Raw genomic sequence first — 18,810 nt, 5'->3', positions numbered from 1 at the left:
GGCGATCAACCGGACGGCTACTCGCGCATGAGCATCGCCTCGGCCTCGCGCGCCTGGTCGACGTAGGGTTCGCCGCTGACGTCGATCACGACGCGTTTGATGGTGCCGCCGGTGAAGCGGTGGGGGCGTTCTCCGCGGTAGTCGTCGGTGACGGCGGCGCCGCTGTCGCGGCCGACGCACAGGCCCTCGCCGGCGAGCTCGAACGCGCCGGGTTGTGTCTTGATGCGGCCTTCGCCGACCTTGTGGTCGCCGTGGTAGAGGGACAGCACGCCGGTCGCGACGCCAGGTGGGTCCTCGCCCTCCTTGTCGAAGGCGGCCGAGAGGAGCAGGTTCTCACCCGACGGGAGTTCCTCGGTGCCGTCGATCTTCTGCTCCAGCATGCCGACGAAGTTGTAGACGTAGTGCAGGCGGTTGTCCTTGACGTAGAGCGCGTGCCCGCCGAACCGCGCGCCGTGTGCGAACAGCACGCCCTCGGCGTCCTTGCCCGGAATGTCCACAAGGGACCCGATGGCGTAGGACCGGTTGCGGATGTTGACCGCCTGTTGTTCGGGTACGTCGGCGACGTCCGCGTAGTAGACGTACCGGTTGCGGGCCGCGGACAGCTGCGGCCGCGGCGTGTTGAGGATTTCCAGTGGTGACCGGTCGTCGAGGGGGAACGCGCCGTTGGCGGTGGCCTCGGTGAACCAGAGATCGGTCAGCTCCTTGAGCTTGTCGGGGTGTTCCGCCGCGAGGTCGTGTACCTCGGAACGGTCGACGTCGGTGTGGTAGAGCTGCCACACGTCGTCGTCGAAGTTGCTCCAGCCGCTGATCGTGGGGTGCGTCGTCACGGCCTTCCAGCCGTCGTGCCAGATCCCGCGAGAGCCGAGCATCGAGTAGAACTGGGTGGATCTGGCGGACTGCGCCGACGGATCTTCGAAGCTGTAGCGCATGCTCACCCCGTCGAGGCGGCTCTGTCGGTGTCCCTTGATCGTCTCCGGCACCTGCACGCCCAGGCAGTCGAGCACGGTGGGCACCAGATCGACGGCGTGGTGGTACTGGTGGCGGGTCTCGCCGCCGTGCCCGAGTACCGAGGGCCAGGAGATGATGCACGGGTCGGCGGTGCCGCCGTTGAACTCGTAGCGCTTCCACATCTTGAACGGCGTGTTGAAGGCCATCGCCCAGCCGTTCGCGTAGTGGTTGTAGGTCTTCGGGCCGCCCAGCTCGTCGAGCATCGCGAGGTTGGCGTCGAGGTCGTCGGGGATGCCGTTGAACAGCTTGTTCTCGTTCACCGATCCGTTCGGGCCGCCTTCGCCGCTCGCGCCGTTGTCGGAGACCAGGATGACCAGCGTGTTGTCCCGTTGCCCGGTCTCCTCCAGGTGGTCGAGGAGCCGGCCGATGTGGTGGTCGGCGTGGGCGAGGAACCCCGCGTAGACCTCGGCCATCCGCGCGAAGAGCCGCTTTTCCCGATCGGACAGGGAGTCCCACGGCTTCGTGTAGTCCAGCGGAGGGAACGGCTGCCCGTCCGGGCCCTGGCGGGTCTCGGGCGTGCCGATCGGGTTGATCGGCGGCAGCTCGGTGTCGGCCGGCACGATGCCGAACTCCTTCTGCCGCGCCAGCACGGATTCCCGTAGTGCGTCGTATCCCATGTCGAAGCGGCCCCGGAACCGTTCGATCCACTCGCGCGGCGCGTGGTGCGGGGCGTGGCACGCCCCCGGCGCGTAGTAGAGGAAAAACGGCTTGTCCGGCGCGATCGCCTTGGCGTCCTTGATGAATTCGATCGCCTTGTCGGTGATGTCGTCGGTGAAGTGGTAACCCTCCTCGGGCGTCTTCAATTGGTCCACGGGGTGGTTGTCGTACACGAGGTCGGGGTACCACTGGTTCGTCTCGGCGCCGAGGAACCCGTAGAACCGCTGGAAACCACGGCCGGTCGGCCAGTTCCGCCGCGTCGCGGCGAGGTTCATCTCGTCGGTCGGGCACAGGTGCCACTTGCCGACGCTGTAGGTGTTCCAGCCCTGCTCCTCGAGGATCTCGGAGATCATGCCGTTTTCCGGCGGGATGGTGCCGTTGGCGTTCGGGAAACCGATCGCCGCCTCGGTGATGCACGCCATCGCGTTGCGAGTGTGGTTGCGGCCGGTGAGCAGGCAGGACCGGGTCGGTGAGCACAGCGCGGTGGTGTGCCATTGTGTGAACCGCACGCCGTCGGCCGCGATGCGGTCGATGTTCGGGGTGTCGATGACACCGCCGTAACAGCTCATCGCGGAGTACCCGACGTCGTCGAGAACCATGTAGACCACGTTCGGCGCGCCCTCGGCCGCCTGTGGTGGCTCGAACGGTGCCCAGTCGGGCACTGAGTCGCGGATGTCGACGTTGATCTTGCCCTGGAACGAATTGCTCATGTCACTCCTCAGCTCGCGCGACGGCGCCCGGCTTCACGTGCCCCATCCGACCTCGCACGACGGCGACCGGCCTCACCTGCGCCAGGTGAACATCGCAGGTGCCGGGCTCACGCGAGCGCGCCGACGCCCTTGCCGACCAGAACCGCGCCGATGACGAGCAGGAGGACCGCCATCACGACGGCGTTGTTGTGTTCCAGCCAAGCCCGCAACGAAGTCAGCGCCGGCGTCATGCGTTTCCTCGCCACGAGATAGCCGACGACGGGAACGAGCACGGTCGAAGCCGCGACGACGGTGTAGACCGCCACCGCGACCACGTTCTCGGCGACGGACAGGCCACCGCCAGCGACCACGGCACCGGCGGCCACCGCCATCGCGAGGTTCTTGGGGTTGACCGCCGAGAGCAGGAAGCCGAGTCCGACGGCCTTCAGGGGGGTGAACCGGTCGATCGTCGCCATCCAGGTGGGCAGCTCGGCCTGCGTGCCGGGCTTCGGCCTGGCGCGCCACTGTCCGAACGCGAGCGCCAAGCATCCGACCCCGAGCAGCAGGAGGATGCCGGCCGTGACGGTCGACGGGCCGGTGCCCTCCCCCGTTCCCGTTGCCACACCGAGGACCAGCGCGACCACGGTGGTGGTGACGACGATTCCGGCGACCCACCCGAGCAGGTACCCGACGCTCGCTCCGCCGGCCCGTGGTGCGAGCAGCATCAGGATGACCGCGATGATGGGCACGGGCGAGATCGCGATGCCGACGGCGAACGGCAGCAGGTCGCCGATGACCCCGTTCACGGTGCCCTCGGCAGACCGAGCGCGGGCCCGGTGTCAGACCGGAATGCCGGTTCCGGGCCGGCGAGAGTTGTCATTCGCGAACCCTGGGCGCGCGACGCGGGTGATCGCGTCACCCCTGGCGAGCGAGAAGTCCCGCGCAGGTCACCCGGGAAGGGTGATGACGCGCGGTCCGGGCCGCTGGGAACGTGTGCCGACGTCGCGCACAGCAGGCAGGGGCACAGATGGCCACCGCGCACACGGGGCAGGGACGTCGGCAGGCCGTGGCCGCGAAGCCCGGCCCGACCACGGACATGGTGTGGATCGGCGGGCGCACGTTCGCGATGGGCTCCGACGAGCACTACCCGGAGGAGGCCCCGGTCCACGACGTGACCGTCGGCGGGTTCTGGATCGACCCCACCGCGGTGCGCAACCGCGACTTCGAGCGCTTCGTCCGGGCCACGGGCCACGTCACGCTCGCCGAGCGCGCACCCGATCCGGCGGACTATCCGGACGCCCTGCCCGAGCTCCTCGTGCCGGCATCGTCGGTGTTCGTCGCACCGCGGCACGCGATCGACGTGCGCGACGCCTACCACTGGTGGAGCTCCGTGCCCGGTGCGGACTGGCGGCACCCGGCCGGCCCGGGCAGCTCGATCCGCAAGCGACCCGATCATCCCGTGGTACACCTGGCCTGGGAAGACGCCGAGGCCTACGCACGCTGGGTGGGCAAGGACATCCCCACCGAGGCGGAGTGGGAGCTCGCCGCGCGGGGCGGGCTCGAGCGCGCCACCTATGCGTGGGGCGAAGAGCTCGCCCCCGGCGGCAGGTGGATGGCCAACACCTGGCAGGGCCGGTTCCCGTACACGAACACCGGCGCCGACGGTTACCTGGACACCGCGCCGGTCGGGCGCTACCCGCCGAACGGCCACGGCCTCCACGACATGATCGGCAACGTGTGGGAGTGGACCTCGGATTGGTACTCCACGCACGACGCCCGGCCCGGTTCGTGCTGTGGCCCGAGCCCGCGAGACCGCAGCATCGGACGCGGTGAACGCGTCCCGCGCAAGGTGATCAAGGGCGGCTCGTACCTGTGCGCGCCGGACTACTGCCGCCGCTACCGCCCAGCCGCCCGCATGGCGCAACCCATCGACACCGCCACCTGCCACGTCGGCCTCCGCTGCGTGGTCCGGCCCTGACCCTCGGAAGGAGAGCTGTCCCGTGCTGACCACCTGGCGCGACGGCGCCGCGAAGAAGGCCATCACCGAGTTCGTCGAGCAGGCAGCGGAGGTGCCGGCTGACGAACGGGTGGCCGCATTCGACAACGACGGCACGCTCTGGTGCGAGAAACCGGCCCCGATCCAACTGGACTTCATCCTCCGCCGCCTCGTTGCCGTGGCCGACGAGTCGCCCGAACTGCGCTCGCGCCAGCCCTGGAAAGCCGCGTACGAGAACGACCTGGCCTGGTTCGAGGCCGTGGTCGCCGCACACTACGCCGGGGACGACACCCAGCTCCCCGCACTCGCCGCCGGGATACTGGAGGCCTATTCCGGCGTCGGCGTCGAGGACTTCGAAGCCCAGGCCAACGAGTTCCTCACCACCACGCAGCACCCCACGTTGCGCAGGCCGTACGTGCAGTGCGCCTACGCGCCGATGGTCGAGCTGCTGGCCTACCTGCGGGACAACGGTTTCACTACGTACATCGCGTCCGGCGGCGGCCGCGACTTCATGCGGCCCATCAGCCAAGCGGTTTACGGCGTGCCGCGCGAGCAGGTCATCGGCAGCACCGCGACACTGTCCTATGAGGACGACGAACACGGCGGAACCATCCGCCACCAGCCCGTGCTGGACTACCTCGACGACGGCCCGGAGAAGCCCATCCGCATCTGGAGCCGCACCGGGCGCCGGCCGCTGCTGGCCGCGGGCAACGCCAACGGCGACGTCCCCATGCTCCGTTTCACCCACCACACCGGCAAACCGACCCTGCGCCTCCTCGTCCTGCACGACGACCCCGACCGCGAGTTCGCCTACACCACCGGCGCCGAACAGGCACTCGACCAGGCCCACCGCGACGGCTGGACGGTCATCAGCATCCGCGATGACTGGCACACCGTGTTCTGAGTCATCGCCGGTGAGCCGCTTGCCCGTTCATCGCGGGTGTGTCAGTCGACTAGCCGAGCACCCGAACGCGGCTCGGATCGGGCCAGTCCGCAGGCGGACGGTCGAAATACACGTACTCGAGGTAGCTCAGCCTGCCGTCGTCGGCGAAGAGGATCACTTCACCTGGGGCCTCCTCGCCGGCGGGCAGCACCTCGAGTTCCGACGGCACGAGCCGCGAAGCCACCCGGGCGATCGGCGCGGAGTCACTCGTGAGCAGGTCCACCGAGGGGCAGCCACAGCCGCAGCGCCCGACGACGACGGCGGACCTCGATTGTTCACGCAGCTCCGGCGCACCGACGAAGTCGGACGAGAGCAAGAGGTCGAGCATCAGCCGTTCCTGGCCGGTGAGCGGCCTCGGAGGATCGGTCTCCACCGGTTGAGCGTGCCCTATCCGGCGGGCTGCGTTCAACCGAGATTGGGTGCCGCCGGTCGAGTGAAGAACGCGCGCCGATGATCTCGCGGCGCGCGGCGTCATTCCCCCACGGACACCCGATCGCCGCCGCGCACCAGCCGGATCGGGCCGTCGAAGGCGGAAGCCGCGGTGGCGTGCAAGTTCGAGAGCCACGAAGCGTCGCCGCAAGCGAAGTGGGTCAACGCCAGCGAACGGGCGGTCTCGACGAGGTAGCCCGAACTGGCTTGGCCGTCGGCCGGCATTCCGGACCGGCAGCCGAGGACGGTGAGGTGCATGGTCGCATTCCGATCGACTGGGGTTCGTTGGGCTTCCGCGCAGCATGACCGGTCCGGACCACTGGGACAGCCCGGCGCGGGAAAGAGCTACCGCACGATTGGCACTGCCTATCGAGCACCACTCACACGTCGAAGACCAACCGCGGCGAACGGGACCGGGAGACGCAGATCATCATCGACTTGCCCGACGCACGTTCCTCCTCCGTCAGCACCGAATCCCGGTGCTCGACCTCGCCGTCCAGCACAGGCGTCTCGCACGTGCCGTACGTACCCTCGCGGCACGACCACGGCACGCCGACGCCGGCGAGGTCGAGCGCGTCCAGGATCGGCTCCGTCTCCCCCCACCGAGACCGTCTGCCCCGACAGCGAGGCGAAGACCTCGAACGACTCGGCCGGTCCGAAGTCGACCGAGCGCGGGTGGAAGCGCTCGATCCGCAACCGGCCCACCGGGCACAGCTTCACGACGGCCGCGAGCAGCGGCTCCGGCCCGCAGCAGTACACGACGTGACCCGCGGTCACGATGGCCGTCAGCGGCAGCAGGCCGTGCTCTTTCTCTCGGCAGCACGCGGACCCGGTCGCCGTACGCGCCCAGCTCCTGCAGGGACGCCATCCGCGAGCGCCGCCGGCCGCCGTAGTACAGCGTCCACTCGGTCCCCTCAGCCGTGGCCGCGCAGAGCATCGGCAGCAGTGGCGTGATGCCGATGCCGCCGGCCACGAACGAGTAAGCGGGCGCCGGGACCAGCTCGAAGTTGTTGCGCGGGTCGCTCACCCGCACCGACGCACCGGGCTCGAGCGGGTCGTGCAGGTACTAGGAGCGGCCCCGGCCCGGATCCTCGCGCAGCACCGCGATGCGCCAGAGGTCCCGCGAGGCCGGGTCGCCGCACAGCGAGTACTGCCGCGTGACGCCCGGGCGTACCTCGACGTCGATGTGCGCGCCCGGTGTCCACGCCGGCAGCCCGTCGCCGCTCAGCGCGAGCGACACCACGTCCTCGGCCTCCGTGGTCCTGGCCGTCACCCGTACCTGCCGCACGTGTCCTCCTCCGCTTCGTGATGCGTCCAGAGTGGGCACCCCGCGCGGGCTAGAGGGCCTCCTTCGCCGATTTCGACTCGCCTGATCGGAAATTGCAATAGACTCGCTCCGGCCCGGATCGGGGCACCGATTCTGTTTCGCAATGGCCCGATAAAAAACGCTGATAACACCGTCGCCGAAAACGACCGACAACCGCCGCCGAGAACGAATAACACCGTTCAGAGGCCATACAAAAGCGCAAACAGCCTTCCCCACCGTTCATCCTCCGGACATTCCGGCATGCTGCAATTCGCCGGCATCAGCGAGGAGATCGAAGGGAAATTTGGTGGGCCACATCCGGATTCGGGGAGCAACCAAGCGTTTCGGTGCCGTGACCGCGGTCGACGGGGTGACGCTGGACATCGCCGACGGCGAGTTCCTAGTGCTGCTCGGGCCGAGCGGGTGCGGCAAGTCCACGCTGCTGCGCGCCTTCGCCGGGCTGGCCCCGCTCACGGCCGGGCAGCTCGAGCTCGACGGGCGCGACATCACCCACACCCCGCCACGCGAGCGCGACCTGGCGATGGTGTTCCAGAGCTACGCGCTCTACCCGCACCTGTCGGTGGAGCGCAACATCGGCTTCCCGCTGCGCGCCCGGCGCGAGTCCCGCAAGGACGTGCAGCGCAAGGTCGGCGAGGTCGCCGCGTCGCTGGAGCTGTCCGAGCTCCTGCAGCGCCGCCCGCGTGAGCTTTCGGGCGGGCAGCGCCAGCGCGTCGCCCTCGGGCGGGCGCTCGTGCGCGACCCCGGCGCGTTCCTGCTCGACGAACCACTGTCCAACCTGGACGCGAAGCTGCGGGCCTCCACCCGCTACGAGCTCGTGGAGCTGCACCGCCGGCTGGGCACCACGTTCGTCTACGTCACCCACGACCAGGTGGAGGCAATGACGATGGCCACCCGCATCGCGATCCTCAACCAGGGCCGGCTCGAACAGGTCGGTACCCCGGCCGAGGTCTACGACGAGCCGGCGTCCGCGTTCGTCGCCGGGTTCCTCGGGTCCCCGCCGATGAACCTCTTCCCCGCCACCGTCGTCTCGCGCGGCGGCGAGCTCGTCGCGGTCGCGCCCGGGCTCGAAGTCCCGCTCGGCCATCGCGGCGAGCTGACCGACACCGAGGTCGTCCTCGGCATCCGTCCCGAGCACCTGCGCCCGCACGGCCCTCGGCCCGCTCTGCACGGTGTCGTGCAGCTGCTGGAGAACCTCGGCGGCGAGGAGATCGCCCACCTCACCGTCGGCTCCGCGCGCCTGTGCCTGCGCGGCCCCCGTCCACTCGGCCTCGAGCCCGGCGACGAGGTCGGGCTCGCCACCGAACCCGCCCACGTCCACGTGTTCCACCACACCACCGGCCGTCGCCTGCGCTGGCAGGACGACCACGCCGACGCCGCCCTCCCCTCCGAAGAAACCGAACAAGGAGTTCCCGCATGAGAGTCCCCCGTTCCCGCGCCGGCGGCCTGCTCGCGCTGGCCGCGCTGCTGGGCGTGTCGGCGTGCGGCGTCGGCACGCCGACCGCCTCGCAACCGTCCACTGTGGCCCAGGCCCCGCAGCTGGCCCCCGGCCAGCAGGTCTCGATCGTGTTCGAGAGCTACAACTTCGGCCTCGCCGGCACCTGGACCGACACGTTCAACGAGCTCATCGGCCAGTTCGAGAAGAAGTTCCCGAACATCAAGGTCACGCCGCAGAAGCCCAACGGCAGCGACCCGAACCCGGCCCACAACTCCACCTCCAGCGTGCAGACCGAGATCGCCGCCGGCAACCCGCCGGACGTCGCGCAGCTCGGCTTCGACACCCTCGCCTTCGCCTCGGGCCAGCTCGGCGCGCAGCCGCTCGACGACCTGTTCGGCAAGAGCGAGGTCGACTCCGAGTTCGGCGGGCAGTTCCCCTACGCGAACGCCATTCGCGCCATCGGCAACGTCGACGGCAAGACCTACGGTGTGCCGTTCGTGCTCTCCACGCCGGTGCTCTATTACAACGCCGCGCTGTTCAAGCAAGCCGGCCTGAACCCGGACAAGCCGCCGAAGACGTGGGCTGAGGTCCAGCAGGACGGCGCCAAGATCAAGCAGGCCACCGGCAAGGACGGCGCCTACGCCGACTGTCTCGTGCGCTCGGCGAGCGACTGGTGTTTCCAGAGCCTCGTGCGCTCGGCCGGCGGCCGAGTGCTGTCGCAGGACCGCAAGCAGCTGACCTACGACCAGGCGCCGACCGTGCAGGCCGTGAAGCAGATGCAGGACATGGTCACCTCGGGTGCCATGCCGAAGCTCAGCCAGGTGCAGGCCACCGCCGCGTTCCCGCGTGGCGACCTCGGCATGATGCTGGAGAGCAGCGCCGCGCAGGGCGGCTATCTCAAGGGCGCCCAGGGGGCCGGCTGGGAGCTGCGCGCCGCGCCGATGCCCAGCTTCGCGGACAAGCCGACCGTGCCGACCAACTCCGGTGCCGCGCTGTACGTCTTCTCCAAGGACCCGGTCAAGCAGCGCGCCGCGTGGGAGCTCATCAAGTTCCTGACCAGCCCGCAGGCGTACGACGTGATCACCAGCAAGATCGGCTACCTGCCGCTGCGCCTCGGCCTGCTCGACGACCCGGCCCACCTCAAGCCGTGGGCGGACAAGAACCCGATGATCAAGCCCAACGTGGCGCAGCTACAGCACGTGGAGCCGTGGGTCGCCTTCCCGGGCACCAACTTCCAGCAGATCCGGGACACGATGATGGACGCCGTCGAGAAGTCGGTGTTCCAGGGCGCGGACCCGCAGTCGTCGCTCACCGCCGCGGCGAAGCAGACCGCCGCGCTCCTGCCCGGCGGCGGCAAGTGAGGCCCGCGCCGCCCGAGCTGACCCTGATCCAGCTGAGCGATCCGCACATCTGCGCCGACGGCGCGCTCCTGCACGGGGCCGTCGACACCTTCGCCACGCTGGACACCGCGCTCGGGACGATCCGGTCGTCCCGGGCGCGGGTCCACGGCCTGCTGCTCACCGGCGACCTGGCCAACGAGGGCAAGCCCGAGTCGTACCGCAGGCTCGCCTCGGCGCTGGTCCCGGCAGCGGCCGAGCTCGGCGCGGAAGTCGTGTACGCCATGGGCAACCACGACGAGCGCGCCGCGTTCCGCCGGGAGCTGCTGCCCGGGTCGCCGGATCCGATGGCCCCGGTGGACTCGGTGCACTGGATCGAAGGCGTCCGGGTCGTCGTGCTGGACAGCAGCACACCGGCCCGGCCCGACGGGCGGCTCGAGCCCGCCCAGCTGGAGTGGCTGCGCGACGAGCTGGCGAGCCCGGCCCCGCGCGGCACGCTCCTGGTCGTGCACCACCCGCCGCTCCCCTCGCCCGTGCCGTCGGCGCACCTGCTCCGGCTGCACAACGCGGACGAGCTGGCGGCGGCGCTGGCCGGCACGGACGTGCGGATGATCGTCACCGGCCACGCCCACCACACCGGCTGCGGGTCGCTGGCCGGGATCCCGGTGTGGGTCGGGCCCGCGCTGGCGTATCGGTCGGACCCGCTCCCGCCGCCGGGGCGGATGCGCGGGCGCGTGGGCGCGGGGATCAGCCGCATCGACCTGATCGACGGGACGTTCGTCGCCACGGCGGTCGAGCTCGGCGACGCGCCGGTGGTGTACGACGAGGACAAGGAGGAACGCGTGCGCTACGCCCTGGACAAGTTCTTCAAGGACGAGTGAGCGATGTTCGTCGAAATCCCGGCGCCCGTGGTGGTGGTCCCGTCGCGCGTGGCCCGGCCGGCCCTTGCGCGGCGGCTGCTGCGCGGGGCGCCGCCGTACCTCTACCTCCTGCCGGCGCTGGCCCTGCTGGTGATCTGGACCTACCGGCCGCTCGTGCAGACAGCGCAGCTGTCGTTCTTCTCCTGGAACCTGCTGCCCACGCAGCCGGCGACTCCGGTGGGGTTGGACAACTACGTTCGGCTGTTCCAGCTGCCCGCCGTCGGCCAGTCGGCGCTGCGGACCCTGGAGGTGATCGGGGGCCTGATCCCGTTCACGCTCCTGGTCCCCGTGCTCGTCGGTCTGCTCGGGCAGCGCGTGCGGGGCCGGGCGCGGGCGGTGTACCAGGCGCTCGTGTTCGCTCCGCTGCTGGTCGCGCCGGTCGCGAGCGCGACCGTGTGGGAGTGGCTGCTCGAACCGTCGGGCGGCGCGGTGAACCGCGTGCTGGGCACGCACGTGAACTGGCTGCACGACATCACGTGGGCGCAGCCCGCGATCATCCTCGTGACCGGGTGGCACCTGATCGGGTTCGCGGTGCTCGTGGTGTCGGCGGGGCTGTCGAACATCAACAGCGACTACACCGAGGCGGCCATGATCGACGGCGCCTCCCGCGGCCAGATCACCCGCTGGATCACGCTGCCGCTGCTGTCGCCGACGCTCGTGTTCCTGGCGCTGATGACGGCGCTGCTGTCGGCGCAGTGGACCTTCCCGCTGATCGACACGATCACGCAGGGCGGCCCGTCGGGCGCCACCACGAACGTCTACTACCTGTTGTGGGACTACAGCTTCCACACCTTCGACGCCGGGCTCGGCACGGCGGCGGGAATGGTGCTGTTCGTGGTGTTCGGCATCGTCGCCGCGGGGCTGGTGCTGCTCAGCGAGAAACTGTCCGTCCACGACGACTGAGGAGGCGTCCATGGTGGATTTCGTTCCGGGTGCGAGCTCGCGTCTGCGGGCCCTGCCCGGGCACCTGGCGCTCGGCGCGCTGGGCGTGCTGTGCGTGTTCCCGATCTACTGGCTCTACGCTACCTCACTGCGCCGGCCCGACCAGGTGCTGTCGCTCTCGCCGATCCCGTGGCCGCTGTCGCTCGGCAACTACGCCGAGGCGATCCAGCTGGTCGACATCCCGCAGCTGCTGATCAACACGACGCTGGTGGCACTGCTGACGGCGCTGGGCCAGCTGCTCACCGGGCTGCTGGCGGCATATGCGTTCGCCGGGTGGAACTTCCCGCTCAAGCGGCTGTGCTACCTGCTGTTCGTGGGCACCTGGCTCGTGCCGTTCCAGGTGACGATGCTGCCCAACTATGTGCTGCTGCTGCAGCTGGGCCTGCTCAACACCCTCGGCGGCGTGGTCGTACCGAACCTTTGCTCGGCCCTGGGTGTGATCCTGCTGCGCCAGCACCTCGACGGCTTCCCCAAGGAGCTCCTGGAAGCGGCCAAGATGGACGGTCGCTCCTCCTGGCGTACCTTGTGGACGGTCGTGGTGCCCAACCTGCGCGCCCCGCTGGCCGCCCTGGCGATCCTGCTGTTCGTCACGGCCTGGAATGAGTACTTCTGGCCCGCGATGGTGCTGCAGCGCAGCAACGACGTGCTGCAGCTCGGGCTGCGCAGCTTCATGATCAGCGAGGGCGGCCAGGGCACGTACTGGGGACCGCTGATGGCGGTGGCCGGCCTGGCCTGCCTGCCGATCTTCGCGCTGTATCTGGTGTTGCGCCGTCACATCGTGAACGCGTTCGTGCGGTCCGGGCTGAAGTGACACGCGGCGAACTCGCTGGACGAGCGCACCGGCGGCAGCGGTGTCGTCGGCCCGGTCGTCATGATCTGATCGACTTGTGTGCCGGCGGACTGGAGAACGGGCCGGCGGCGTCGAGACATTCCAGAAACGAATCCCGCAGCCGATCGTCCTGATCGTCACGCCACACCGCGTAAAGGTCGACGGCGGGCACCGGATCGTAGAGCGGAACCGCGACCGTCCGCGCGCCACCCGCGACGGCACCGGCGAGCATCGCCCGCGAGATGGACGCGAAACCCACGAGGGATCGCGCCGTCACCAGGATTTCGGTCGTAGCCGGGTGATCGATCTCGTGCACGACGTCGAGCCCGATGCCTGCCTCGTCGGCGGCCCGGACGATCGCGTCGTACATGGCCGGGCACAGCTCCCGTTCGAACAGCACGCACGGCTGACCGGCCAGCTCGGCGAAGGGCACTCCGGGGCGCCCGGCCCACTTGTGCCGCTGCCGCACGACGGCGACAAGCGAAAGCCGCATCAAACGCCGGTAGCGGAACTTCGCCGTGGCCGGGCGGCCGTAGACCAGCGCCACGTCGAGCGCGCCGCGCTCGAGCGCCTGGAGCTGCGGCCCGGTCCGCTTCTCCTCCAGTACGACGGCCACGTCGGGGCGGTCGGCCTGCATCTTCTCCATGACCGACGGCAGCACGTGCTGCGCCGCGGGGAAGTTGTAGCCGACGCGGATCGTGCCGGAGCGACCGGCGGCCGCCTTGCGGGCGGGTCGCCCGGCCTGCTCGACCAGGCGCACGAGCTCACGCGCCTCGACCTCGAACGCCTGCCCCGCCCGAGTCAGGTGGACCTCGTGGGTCGTCCGCGCGACCAGTTCCACGCCGAGGGTGCACTCGAGACGTTGCAGCTGCTGGCTCAGTGATGGCTGCGTGAGGTGCAGCCTCAGGGCGGCGCGGCCGAAGTGCAACTCGTCCGCGATCGCCAGGAAGGCCAGCACGTGCCGGTACTCCATCACCACCTCCGCGACCCGTGGTGAGTCATCTTCGCCCGCCAAGGCGAACACGCCGTGAACGGACCTCGAACCCGGGCGCGGCATGACGAACCTCAAGGGAGCCGGAGCCGGCCGCAAGCGATTCGGCAAGTTCCTCGCGTGAGGCTCACGCGATGCGCGCCTCCTCCCGCGCGGGCGCCTCGAACGGCCCGGCAGCCTCCAGGCAGTCGAGGAACGCGGTGCGCGGCCCGTGGGGCCCGTCGCCCTCGCGCCAGACGGCGTAGAGGTCGATCATCGGGACCGGGTCGTAGAGCTGGACCCACGTCGGGCGCACGCCACCGGCGGTCCCGATGCCGAAGATGCCGCGCGACACCGACGCGAAGCCGACCAGCGGCTTGACCGAGACGAGGATGCCCGTCGCCACCGGGTCGTCGACCACGTGCGCGACACTGAGCCGCACACTCGCGCGCTCGGCCGCGGTCATGATCGCGTCGTACATCGCCGGGCACTTGTCGCGGGAGAACAGGATGCACGCCTGCCGGGCGAGCTCGGCGAACGGCACGCCCGGGCGGCCGGCCCAGCGGTGCCCCTGCCCGACGATGGCGATCATCGGGAGGCTCATCAGCCGCCGGTGGCGGAAGTCGCTGGTGACGGGGTGCCCGTAGACGAGCGCGACGTCGAGCTCCCCCTCCGCCAGGGCGGTGAGCTGCGCCCCGGTGCGCTTCTCCTCCAGCTTGACCGACAGCTGCGGGTGCTGCGTGTGCATCATCGCCATCGTCGCCGGCAGAATGTGCCGCCCGGCCGGGAAGTTGTAGCCGACGCGGACCGTTCCCGTCCGCCCCGCGGCGGCCTCGCGGGCCGAGTCGGCCGCCTTCTGCGCCTGCGCCATGATCGCGCGGGCGTCCACCTCGAACGCCCGCCCGGCCGAGGTCAGCCGCACCTCGTGCGACGTCCGGTCCACGAGCTGGACCTCCAGCGTCCGCTCGAGCCGCTGCAGCTGCTGGCTCAAGGACGGTTGCGTCCGGTGCAACCGCGCCGCCGCCCGCCCGAAGTGCAGCTCCTCGGCGACGGCGAGAAAGCCCTCCAGATGCCTGAACTCCATTTCCAGCCTCCGCACGGTGGTGGTCGCCAGCGTCGTCCACTCGTGAGAACGGGCGGTGAACCTCCGTTGCAGGCCGCAAGACACCCGGATTAGCTGCTGGTGCCACGGCCGGGCTCATCCGGCCCGTCGACACCGAAGTCCACCGTGGACCATTCACTCAGAGGCTCTCGGTGAAGAAGGCCGACAGCTTGTCCACCGCTGGGGCCACGTACTGCTCTTTGTCGTAGAGGTCGACGTGGCTCGCGCCCTCCACGTGGTGCAGCTCCTTGGGGCCGGTGGCCCTCTGGAAGGCCTCGATGCTCATCCACGCGGTGACCGCGCGCGTCCCCACGATCATCAGGAGCGGCCGCGAGCCGATGAGCGGCACGGCGGCGAAAGTGTCGAACGTGGCGAACTTGTCGATGCTGGTCCAGTCGAAGAACTCGGCCGAGCGCAGGTGGTGGCCGCGCGCGGTGCGGTAGTACTCGAAGCCCTCCGCGCCGTGCTCCCCGCCGAGAGCGCGGGCCTGTTCGACGGTCTCGGGGAACAGCGTGAGCGGCGCGGGCTTCTCACCGGCAGCGGTCGCGGTGCGGGCCTGGGCCGCGGCGCCCAGCATGCCTTCGAACACGGCTGGGTCCTGCGTGCCGTCGGCGCCGAAGCGGAACTGGCGGTGCATGTCGACGGCGCTGACGGTGGCCACCGCTTTCACGCGGCGGTCGCTGCCGGTGGCCGAGAGCACGTAGGCGCCGGACGCGCAGATGCCGAGCTCGCCGATGCGCTCGGCGTCCACTTCGGAACGGGTGGTCAGGAACGACACGGCGGCCTTGAAGTCCTCGACGCGCTGGGCCGGGTCTTCCAGGCCACGCGGCTCGCCGCCGCTCTCGCCCTGGTAGGCGGCGTCGAACGCCAGCGTCACGAACCCGCGTTCGGCCAGGCGCGCCGCGTAGAGGCCGGCGGCCTGCTCCTTCACCCCGCTGGCGGGGTGACCGACGACCACGGCCGCGCTCGGGCCACCGGCCTCGGCCGGGAGGTGGAGGTGGCCGGCGAGCCGGACGCCGGCGCTGTCGAAGGTGACGTCGATCTTCGGCACGGGATGCTCCCTGGGGAAACTGTGCCCGGCGGGGTGCCGGGGCCTGGCTCCACAATCCGGCCGGACCGAGGAGACCAACAGAGACAGGTTTCCGGGTGGCTAAGATCCTGGCCCTCTTGCCCGCAGCCGGCCGGGCGCAGAATGAACGCATGACCACTCCGTCCGGCCCCGCGCGGCTCGGCGACTTCCTCAAGGCGCGCCGCGCCCAGCTGACCCCTCGCGACGTCGGGCTGGCCGAGAGCGGCGCCCGCCGCAAGGTCGCGGGGCTGCGCCGCACCGAGGTCGCCCAGCTGGCGGCCATCAGCGTCGAGTACTACACCCGGCTGGAACAGGGCCGCGTGCAGGCGTCGGCGACGGTCCTGGCCACGCTCGCCCGCGCGCTGCTGCTGGACGACGACCAGCAGACCTACCTCTACGACCTCGCCGGCAAGGCTGACGCCCGCCCGCGCCGGCGCCGCACCGGGCAGCACATGCGGCCCGCCATCCGGCGGCTGCTCGACCAGCTCACCGAGACCCCGGCGATCGTGCTCGGCAAACGCCTCGACATCCTGGGCTGGAACACGGCCGCGACCGCCCTGTACGTCGACTTCGCGCAGATCGCGCCCGCGCGGCGCAACTACGTGCACCTCCTGTTCACCGAGCCGGCGTTGCGCGACCTGCACCCGCACTGGCAGCGCGACGCGCGCATCGCCGTGTCCGCCCTGCGCATGGAGGCGGCCACCGATCCCGACGACCCGGAGCTGGCCCGCCTCGTCGGCGAGCTTTCCGTGCAGAGCGTGGACTTCCGCACATGTTGGGCCGAGCACCGCGTCACCAGCGCGGGCTTCGGCACCAAGAACTACCGGCACCCGCTCGTCGGTGACCTCACGCTGGACTGCGACACCTGGCTCAGCCCCGATGACTCCGGCCAGCGCCTGATGGTCCTCACCGCCGAGCCTGGCACCCCTTCGCGAGACGCCCTGGACATCCTGCTGTCCTGGAACGCTGAGCACTCGGCGGCCGAGCGGTGACGTGGACCGCTTCGGGAACTGGCCGCGCTTTCGGCTTCGGAGTCGCTGGAGCTCAGCGCCGGACCCGGCGACGCCTGGGTGGAAGTCGGTTTCGTCCTCGTCGACGGGATGCTGTTCGTCCGCGCGTTCCGCGGTCGGCGCTCCCAGTGGTTCCAAGCCGCCGCCGACCACCGCCGGGGCCGCATCCGGGGCGGGACGCTGAGCCGCGCTGTCGCGTTCGCCGCGGACGGCGGGCACTCGGCCGAGATCGACGAGGCGTACCAGGTCAAGTACGGAGCCGCTGCCCTCATCGTCAACGCCGAGGCGCGAGCCGCGACGCTCCGGATCAGCCCGGCGGAGGAACCGGCCGGTCACTCCACTGTGGAGGGACGCGGCCGGCACCTCAGCACGTGAGGCTGCGCGCGAGGACGTCCTTGCGCACCTTGCCCATCGCGGTGCGCGGCAGCTCCGGCACCAGCTCCAGGCGGGTGGGCCAGTACCACTCCGTCATGCCGAGCGCGCCGAGGTGCGCGCGCAGGTCGGTGAGTGTCGGCGGCTCGGCCGCGGCCACGGCCACGACGACCGCCGCAGGCAGTTCGCCACCCGTATCGTCCGGGTAGCCGACGAGCGCGACGTCGCGCACGGCCGGGTGCGCCAGCAGCGCGGACTCCACGTCGGCGGCCGGGATCATGAGCACGCCGCCGATGCGGTCGGCGTCGCGGCCCAGGAGGCGGATGCCGCCGCGGCCGTCGGGGATCGCGAGGTCACCGGTGTCGTACCAGCCGTCGTCGTGGTCGGCCAGCACGGTGAGCTCACCGGTGTCGCGGCCGACGGTGGCCAGGCAGACGGTGGCGCCGCGGACGTAGAGCCGGCCCGGCCGTTCCGCGGTGATTTCCCCCAGGTCGGACCGCAGATCGAGTTCGCTGTCCCGGGAGATCCGGCCGACGCTGTGCAGTGCCCAGTCCGGCGGGTCGTCGGCGCGCATGAGAGTGCCGCCGGACTCGGTCATGCCCCAGCACGTGCGCAGCGGCACGCCCAGGACGCGGGCGACGTCGGCGACGAGGACGGCGGGAGTCGCGGTGCCGAGCGTGGTCACCGTCCGCAGCCGGCCGGGCCGCGCGTACGGCAGCAGCTGGGTCAGGAACACCGGCGCGATCAACAGCTGCGTCACGGCGGTCTCTTCGAGGTACGCGCCGATGACCTCGGGTTCCCAGCGGTCCGCGACGACCCCGCAGCCACCCGTGAGCAGCGGGCGCATGAGGCAGTAGAAGATGCCACCGGTGTGCGTGAGGGAGTGCGGAGTGAAGAACCGCTCGGCCGGTCCCTGGTCGTCGGCCGTGAGGTGCGCGGCGGCGGTCGCGTACTCGGTGTTGAGCGTGTGCAGCGCGCCCTTCGGCCGGCCGGTGGTGCCGGAGGTGAACAACACCAGGCAGACCTGGTCGGGATCCGGCCGGGCGTCGTCGAGGGCGACGGCGTGCCGCGTTTCCCACGGTTGTTCGAAGTGCCGCGTGAAATCGACCTCGTCCGCCGCGACCCGCGAGCCCAGCACGACCCGGTGCCGCAGTTTCGGCAGCCGCGGGGCCAGCTCCGTCAAAGCCGCCGCGTGGTCGTAGCCGTCCCAGACGTCGGCCGTCACGCACACCGACGCGCCGACCCGGGCGAGCACGCGCTCCAGCTCACGCGACCGGATCGTCGGCATCACGGGCGCCACCAGTGCGCCGACCCGGAAGCAGGCCAGCAGCAACGGATTGACCTGCCACACGTTCGGCAGCTGTACGGCCACGACCTGCCCCGGCCCCACGCCCAGCTCGGTCAGCGCCCCGGCGTAGCGCTCGACGGACCGCGCGTACTCGCGATAGGTCAGCCGGGTCGTTTCGCCGGTCGCCGTCCGAAGCGCGATGAGGGCGGTCGCGTCCGGCGTCTCGTCGCGCCACCGCACGAGGTCCTGCAGCGGATTTCCTTCCCGCCAGAAGCCTTCCGCGCGAAAGCGGTCCACAACGGATGGTGGCGGCCGGAGGCTGAACACCGTCGTCCCCGGTCCGGGCGTGAACACGTCGGTGATGGCCGGCCCCTTCGGCTCGCAGGCGGTGAACGGCACGACCACCCTAGAGCCGCACGCCCACCCGGCCGAGGCCCGGCCGGGCAGATTTCCCGGCCGACCGGGCAACGCAAATCGCGCTCCGCGC

At 70.6% G+C, this 18,810-nt stretch carries 17 protein-coding genes and 1 pseudogene; 9 read left to right on the top strand and 9 right to left on the bottom strand.

Annotation, left to right across the window (positions count from 1 at the left end; all coding sequences use genetic code 11):
* Positions 1-17 precede the first annotated feature (17 nt).
* Both QRX50_RS31380 and QRX50_RS31375 read right to left on the bottom strand, forming a co-directional pair.
* Positions 18-2,375, bottom strand: a complete 2,358-nt coding sequence (locus QRX50_RS31380) for an arylsulfatase (protein WP_285966726.1) — start codon at positions 2,373-2,375, stop codon at positions 18-20.
* Between the two features lie 107 nt (positions 2,376-2,482).
* Positions 2,483-3,160 carry a GAP family protein gene (locus tag QRX50_RS31375; protein ID WP_285966725.1) on the bottom strand — a complete coding sequence of 226 codons (678 nt, stop codon included), beginning with the start codon at positions 3,158-3,160 and terminating at the stop codon, positions 2,483-2,485.
* 221 nt (positions 3,161-3,381) lie between these two features.
* Here QRX50_RS31375 and QRX50_RS31370 point away from each other — a divergent pair, with 221 nt between their 5' ends.
* Entirely contained in the window at positions 3,382-4,332 is a 951-nt protein-coding gene (locus tag QRX50_RS31370; RefSeq protein ID WP_285966724.1) for a formylglycine-generating enzyme family protein, read from the top strand.
* Between the two features lie 22 nt (positions 4,333-4,354).
* The gene (locus QRX50_RS31365) at positions 4,355-5,254 is read left to right on the top strand and encodes an HAD family hydrolase (RefSeq protein WP_285966723.1); all 900 of its coding nucleotides are present in this window, start codon (positions 4,355-4,357) and stop codon (positions 5,252-5,254) included.
* A gap of 49 nt (positions 5,255-5,303) precedes the next feature.
* On the opposite strand, the gene QRX50_RS31360 is transcribed toward QRX50_RS31365, so the two are convergent.
* The 3 genes and pseudogenes from QRX50_RS31360 to QRX50_RS50455 form a co-directional block, all read right to left on the bottom strand.
* On the bottom strand, positions 5,304-5,666 hold the full coding sequence (locus tag QRX50_RS31360; RefSeq protein WP_285966722.1) for a hypothetical protein: 363 nt from the start codon (positions 5,664-5,666) through the stop codon (positions 5,304-5,306).
* Positions 5,667-5,764: 98 nt separating this feature from the next.
* Positions 5,765-5,980: an MBL fold metallo-hydrolase gene (locus tag QRX50_RS31355; protein ID WP_285966721.1), complete on the bottom strand. Its 216-nt coding sequence runs from the start codon at positions 5,978-5,980 to the stop codon at positions 5,765-5,767.
* Positions 5,981-6,102: 122 nt separating this feature from the next.
* Positions 6,103-7,010, bottom strand: a pseudogene (locus QRX50_RS50455) (PDR/VanB family oxidoreductase).
* Between the two features lie 325 nt (positions 7,011-7,335).
* Between QRX50_RS50455 and QRX50_RS31345 the strand changes: the two are divergent.
* The 5 genes from QRX50_RS31345 to QRX50_RS31325 are packed head-to-tail and all read left to right on the top strand — an operon-like array spanning position 7,336 to position 12,494.
* On the top strand, positions 7,336-8,466 hold the full coding sequence (locus tag QRX50_RS31345; RefSeq protein ID WP_285966720.1) for an ABC transporter ATP-binding protein: 1,131 nt from the start codon (positions 7,336-7,338) through the stop codon (positions 8,464-8,466).
* Positions 8,463-9,845 carry an ABC transporter substrate-binding protein gene (locus QRX50_RS31340; RefSeq protein WP_285966719.1) on the top strand — a complete coding sequence of 461 codons (1,383 nt, stop codon included), beginning with the start codon at positions 8,463-8,465 and terminating at the stop codon, positions 9,843-9,845. Before QRX50_RS31345 ends, QRX50_RS31340 begins: the two co-directional genes overlap by 4 nt.
* Positions 9,842-10,702: a metallophosphoesterase gene (locus tag QRX50_RS31335; protein ID WP_285966718.1), complete on the top strand. Its 861-nt coding sequence runs from the start codon at positions 9,842-9,844 to the stop codon at positions 10,700-10,702. The genes QRX50_RS31340 and QRX50_RS31335 overlap by 4 nt, the downstream gene beginning before the upstream one ends.
* A 3-nt stretch (positions 10,703-10,705) precedes the next feature.
* Complete coding sequence (locus tag QRX50_RS31330) at positions 10,706-11,644, top strand: carbohydrate ABC transporter permease (protein WP_285966717.1); 939 nt, start codon at positions 10,706-10,708, stop codon at positions 11,642-11,644.
* A 10-nt stretch (positions 11,645-11,654) separates the two neighbouring features.
* Positions 11,655-12,494: a carbohydrate ABC transporter permease gene (locus QRX50_RS31325; protein WP_285966716.1), complete on the top strand. Its 840-nt coding sequence runs from the start codon at positions 11,655-11,657 to the stop codon at positions 12,492-12,494.
* A 58-nt stretch (positions 12,495-12,552) separates the two neighbouring features.
* Here the strand turns inward: QRX50_RS31325 and QRX50_RS31320 are convergent, their stop codons facing one another.
* From QRX50_RS31320 to QRX50_RS31310, 3 genes are all read right to left on the bottom strand, one after another.
* The gene (locus QRX50_RS31320; RefSeq protein WP_285966715.1) at positions 12,553-13,485 is read right to left on the bottom strand and encodes a LysR family transcriptional regulator; all 933 of its coding nucleotides are present in this window, start codon (positions 13,483-13,485) and stop codon (positions 12,553-12,555) included.
* Between the two features lie 145 nt (positions 13,486-13,630).
* Complete coding sequence (locus QRX50_RS31315) at positions 13,631-14,566, bottom strand: LysR family transcriptional regulator (protein WP_285966714.1); 936 nt, start codon at positions 14,564-14,566, stop codon at positions 13,631-13,633.
* A gap of 157 nt (positions 14,567-14,723) precedes the next feature.
* A complete protein-coding gene (locus QRX50_RS31310) occupies positions 14,724-15,635 on the bottom strand; it encodes an alpha/beta hydrolase (protein WP_285966713.1) in 912 nt (303 codons plus the stop codon).
* A 149-nt stretch (positions 15,636-15,784) separates the two neighbouring features.
* On the opposite strand from QRX50_RS31310, the gene QRX50_RS31305 reads away from it, so the two are divergent.
* Both QRX50_RS31305 and QRX50_RS31300 read left to right on the top strand, forming a co-directional pair.
* Positions 15,785-16,645 carry a helix-turn-helix domain-containing protein gene (locus QRX50_RS31305; protein ID WP_285966712.1) on the top strand — a complete coding sequence of 287 codons (861 nt, stop codon included), beginning with the start codon at positions 15,785-15,787 and terminating at the stop codon, positions 16,643-16,645.
* 18 nt (positions 16,646-16,663) lie between these two features.
* Complete coding sequence (locus QRX50_RS31300; protein ID WP_285974617.1) at positions 16,664-17,038, top strand: DUF2255 family protein; 375 nt, start codon at positions 16,664-16,666, stop codon at positions 17,036-17,038.
* Here QRX50_RS31300 and QRX50_RS31295 read toward each other — a convergent pair.
* Complete coding sequence (locus tag QRX50_RS31295; RefSeq protein WP_285966711.1) at positions 17,028-18,722, bottom strand: AMP-binding protein; 1,695 nt, start codon at positions 18,720-18,722, stop codon at positions 17,028-17,030. The two genes, QRX50_RS31300 and QRX50_RS31295, sit on opposite strands and share 11 nt — an antisense overlap.
* Positions 18,723-18,810 lie beyond the last annotated feature (88 nt).

The organism is Amycolatopsis sp. 2-15 (assembly GCF_030285625.1).
GTDB lineage: Bacteria > Actinomycetota > Actinomycetes > Mycobacteriales > Pseudonocardiaceae > Amycolatopsis > Amycolatopsis carbonis.
Note: the sequence above shows the minus strand (reverse complement) of the source record. Positions and strands in the feature narration are given on the sequence as shown.

What these genes read in the sequence shown, in the direction of transcription:
- QRX50_RS31315 (WP_285966714.1), bottom strand. Translation starts at nt 14,566, where the DNA reads ATGGAGTTCAGGCATCTGGAGGGCTTTCTCGCCGTCGCCGAGGAGCTG.
- QRX50_RS31325 (WP_285966716.1), top strand. Translation starts at nt 11,655, where the DNA reads ATGGTGGATTTCGTTCCGGGTGCGAGCTCGCGTCTGCGGGCCCTGCCC.
- QRX50_RS31355 (WP_285966721.1), bottom strand. Translation starts at nt 5,980, where the DNA reads ATGCACCTCACCGTCCTCGGCTGCCGGTCCGGAATGCCGGCCGACGGC.
- QRX50_RS31370 (WP_285966724.1), top strand. Translation starts at nt 3,382, where the DNA reads ATGGCCACCGCGCACACGGGGCAGGGACGTCGGCAGGCCGTGGCCGCG.
- QRX50_RS31380 (WP_285966726.1), bottom strand. Translation starts at nt 2,375, where the DNA reads ATGAGCAATTCGTTCCAGGGCAAGATCAACGTCGACATCCGCGACTCA.
- QRX50_RS31305 (WP_285966712.1), top strand. Translation starts at nt 15,785, where the DNA reads ATGACCACTCCGTCCGGCCCCGCGCGGCTCGGCGACTTCCTCAAGGCG.
- QRX50_RS31320 (WP_285966715.1), bottom strand. Translation starts at nt 13,485, where the DNA reads ATGGAGTACCGGCACGTGCTGGCCTTCCTGGCGATCGCGGACGAGTTG.
- QRX50_RS31330 (WP_285966717.1), top strand. Translation starts at nt 10,706, where the DNA reads ATGTTCGTCGAAATCCCGGCGCCCGTGGTGGTGGTCCCGTCGCGCGTG.
- QRX50_RS31340 (WP_285966719.1), top strand. Translation starts at nt 8,463, where the DNA reads ATGAGAGTCCCCCGTTCCCGCGCCGGCGGCCTGCTCGCGCTGGCCGCG.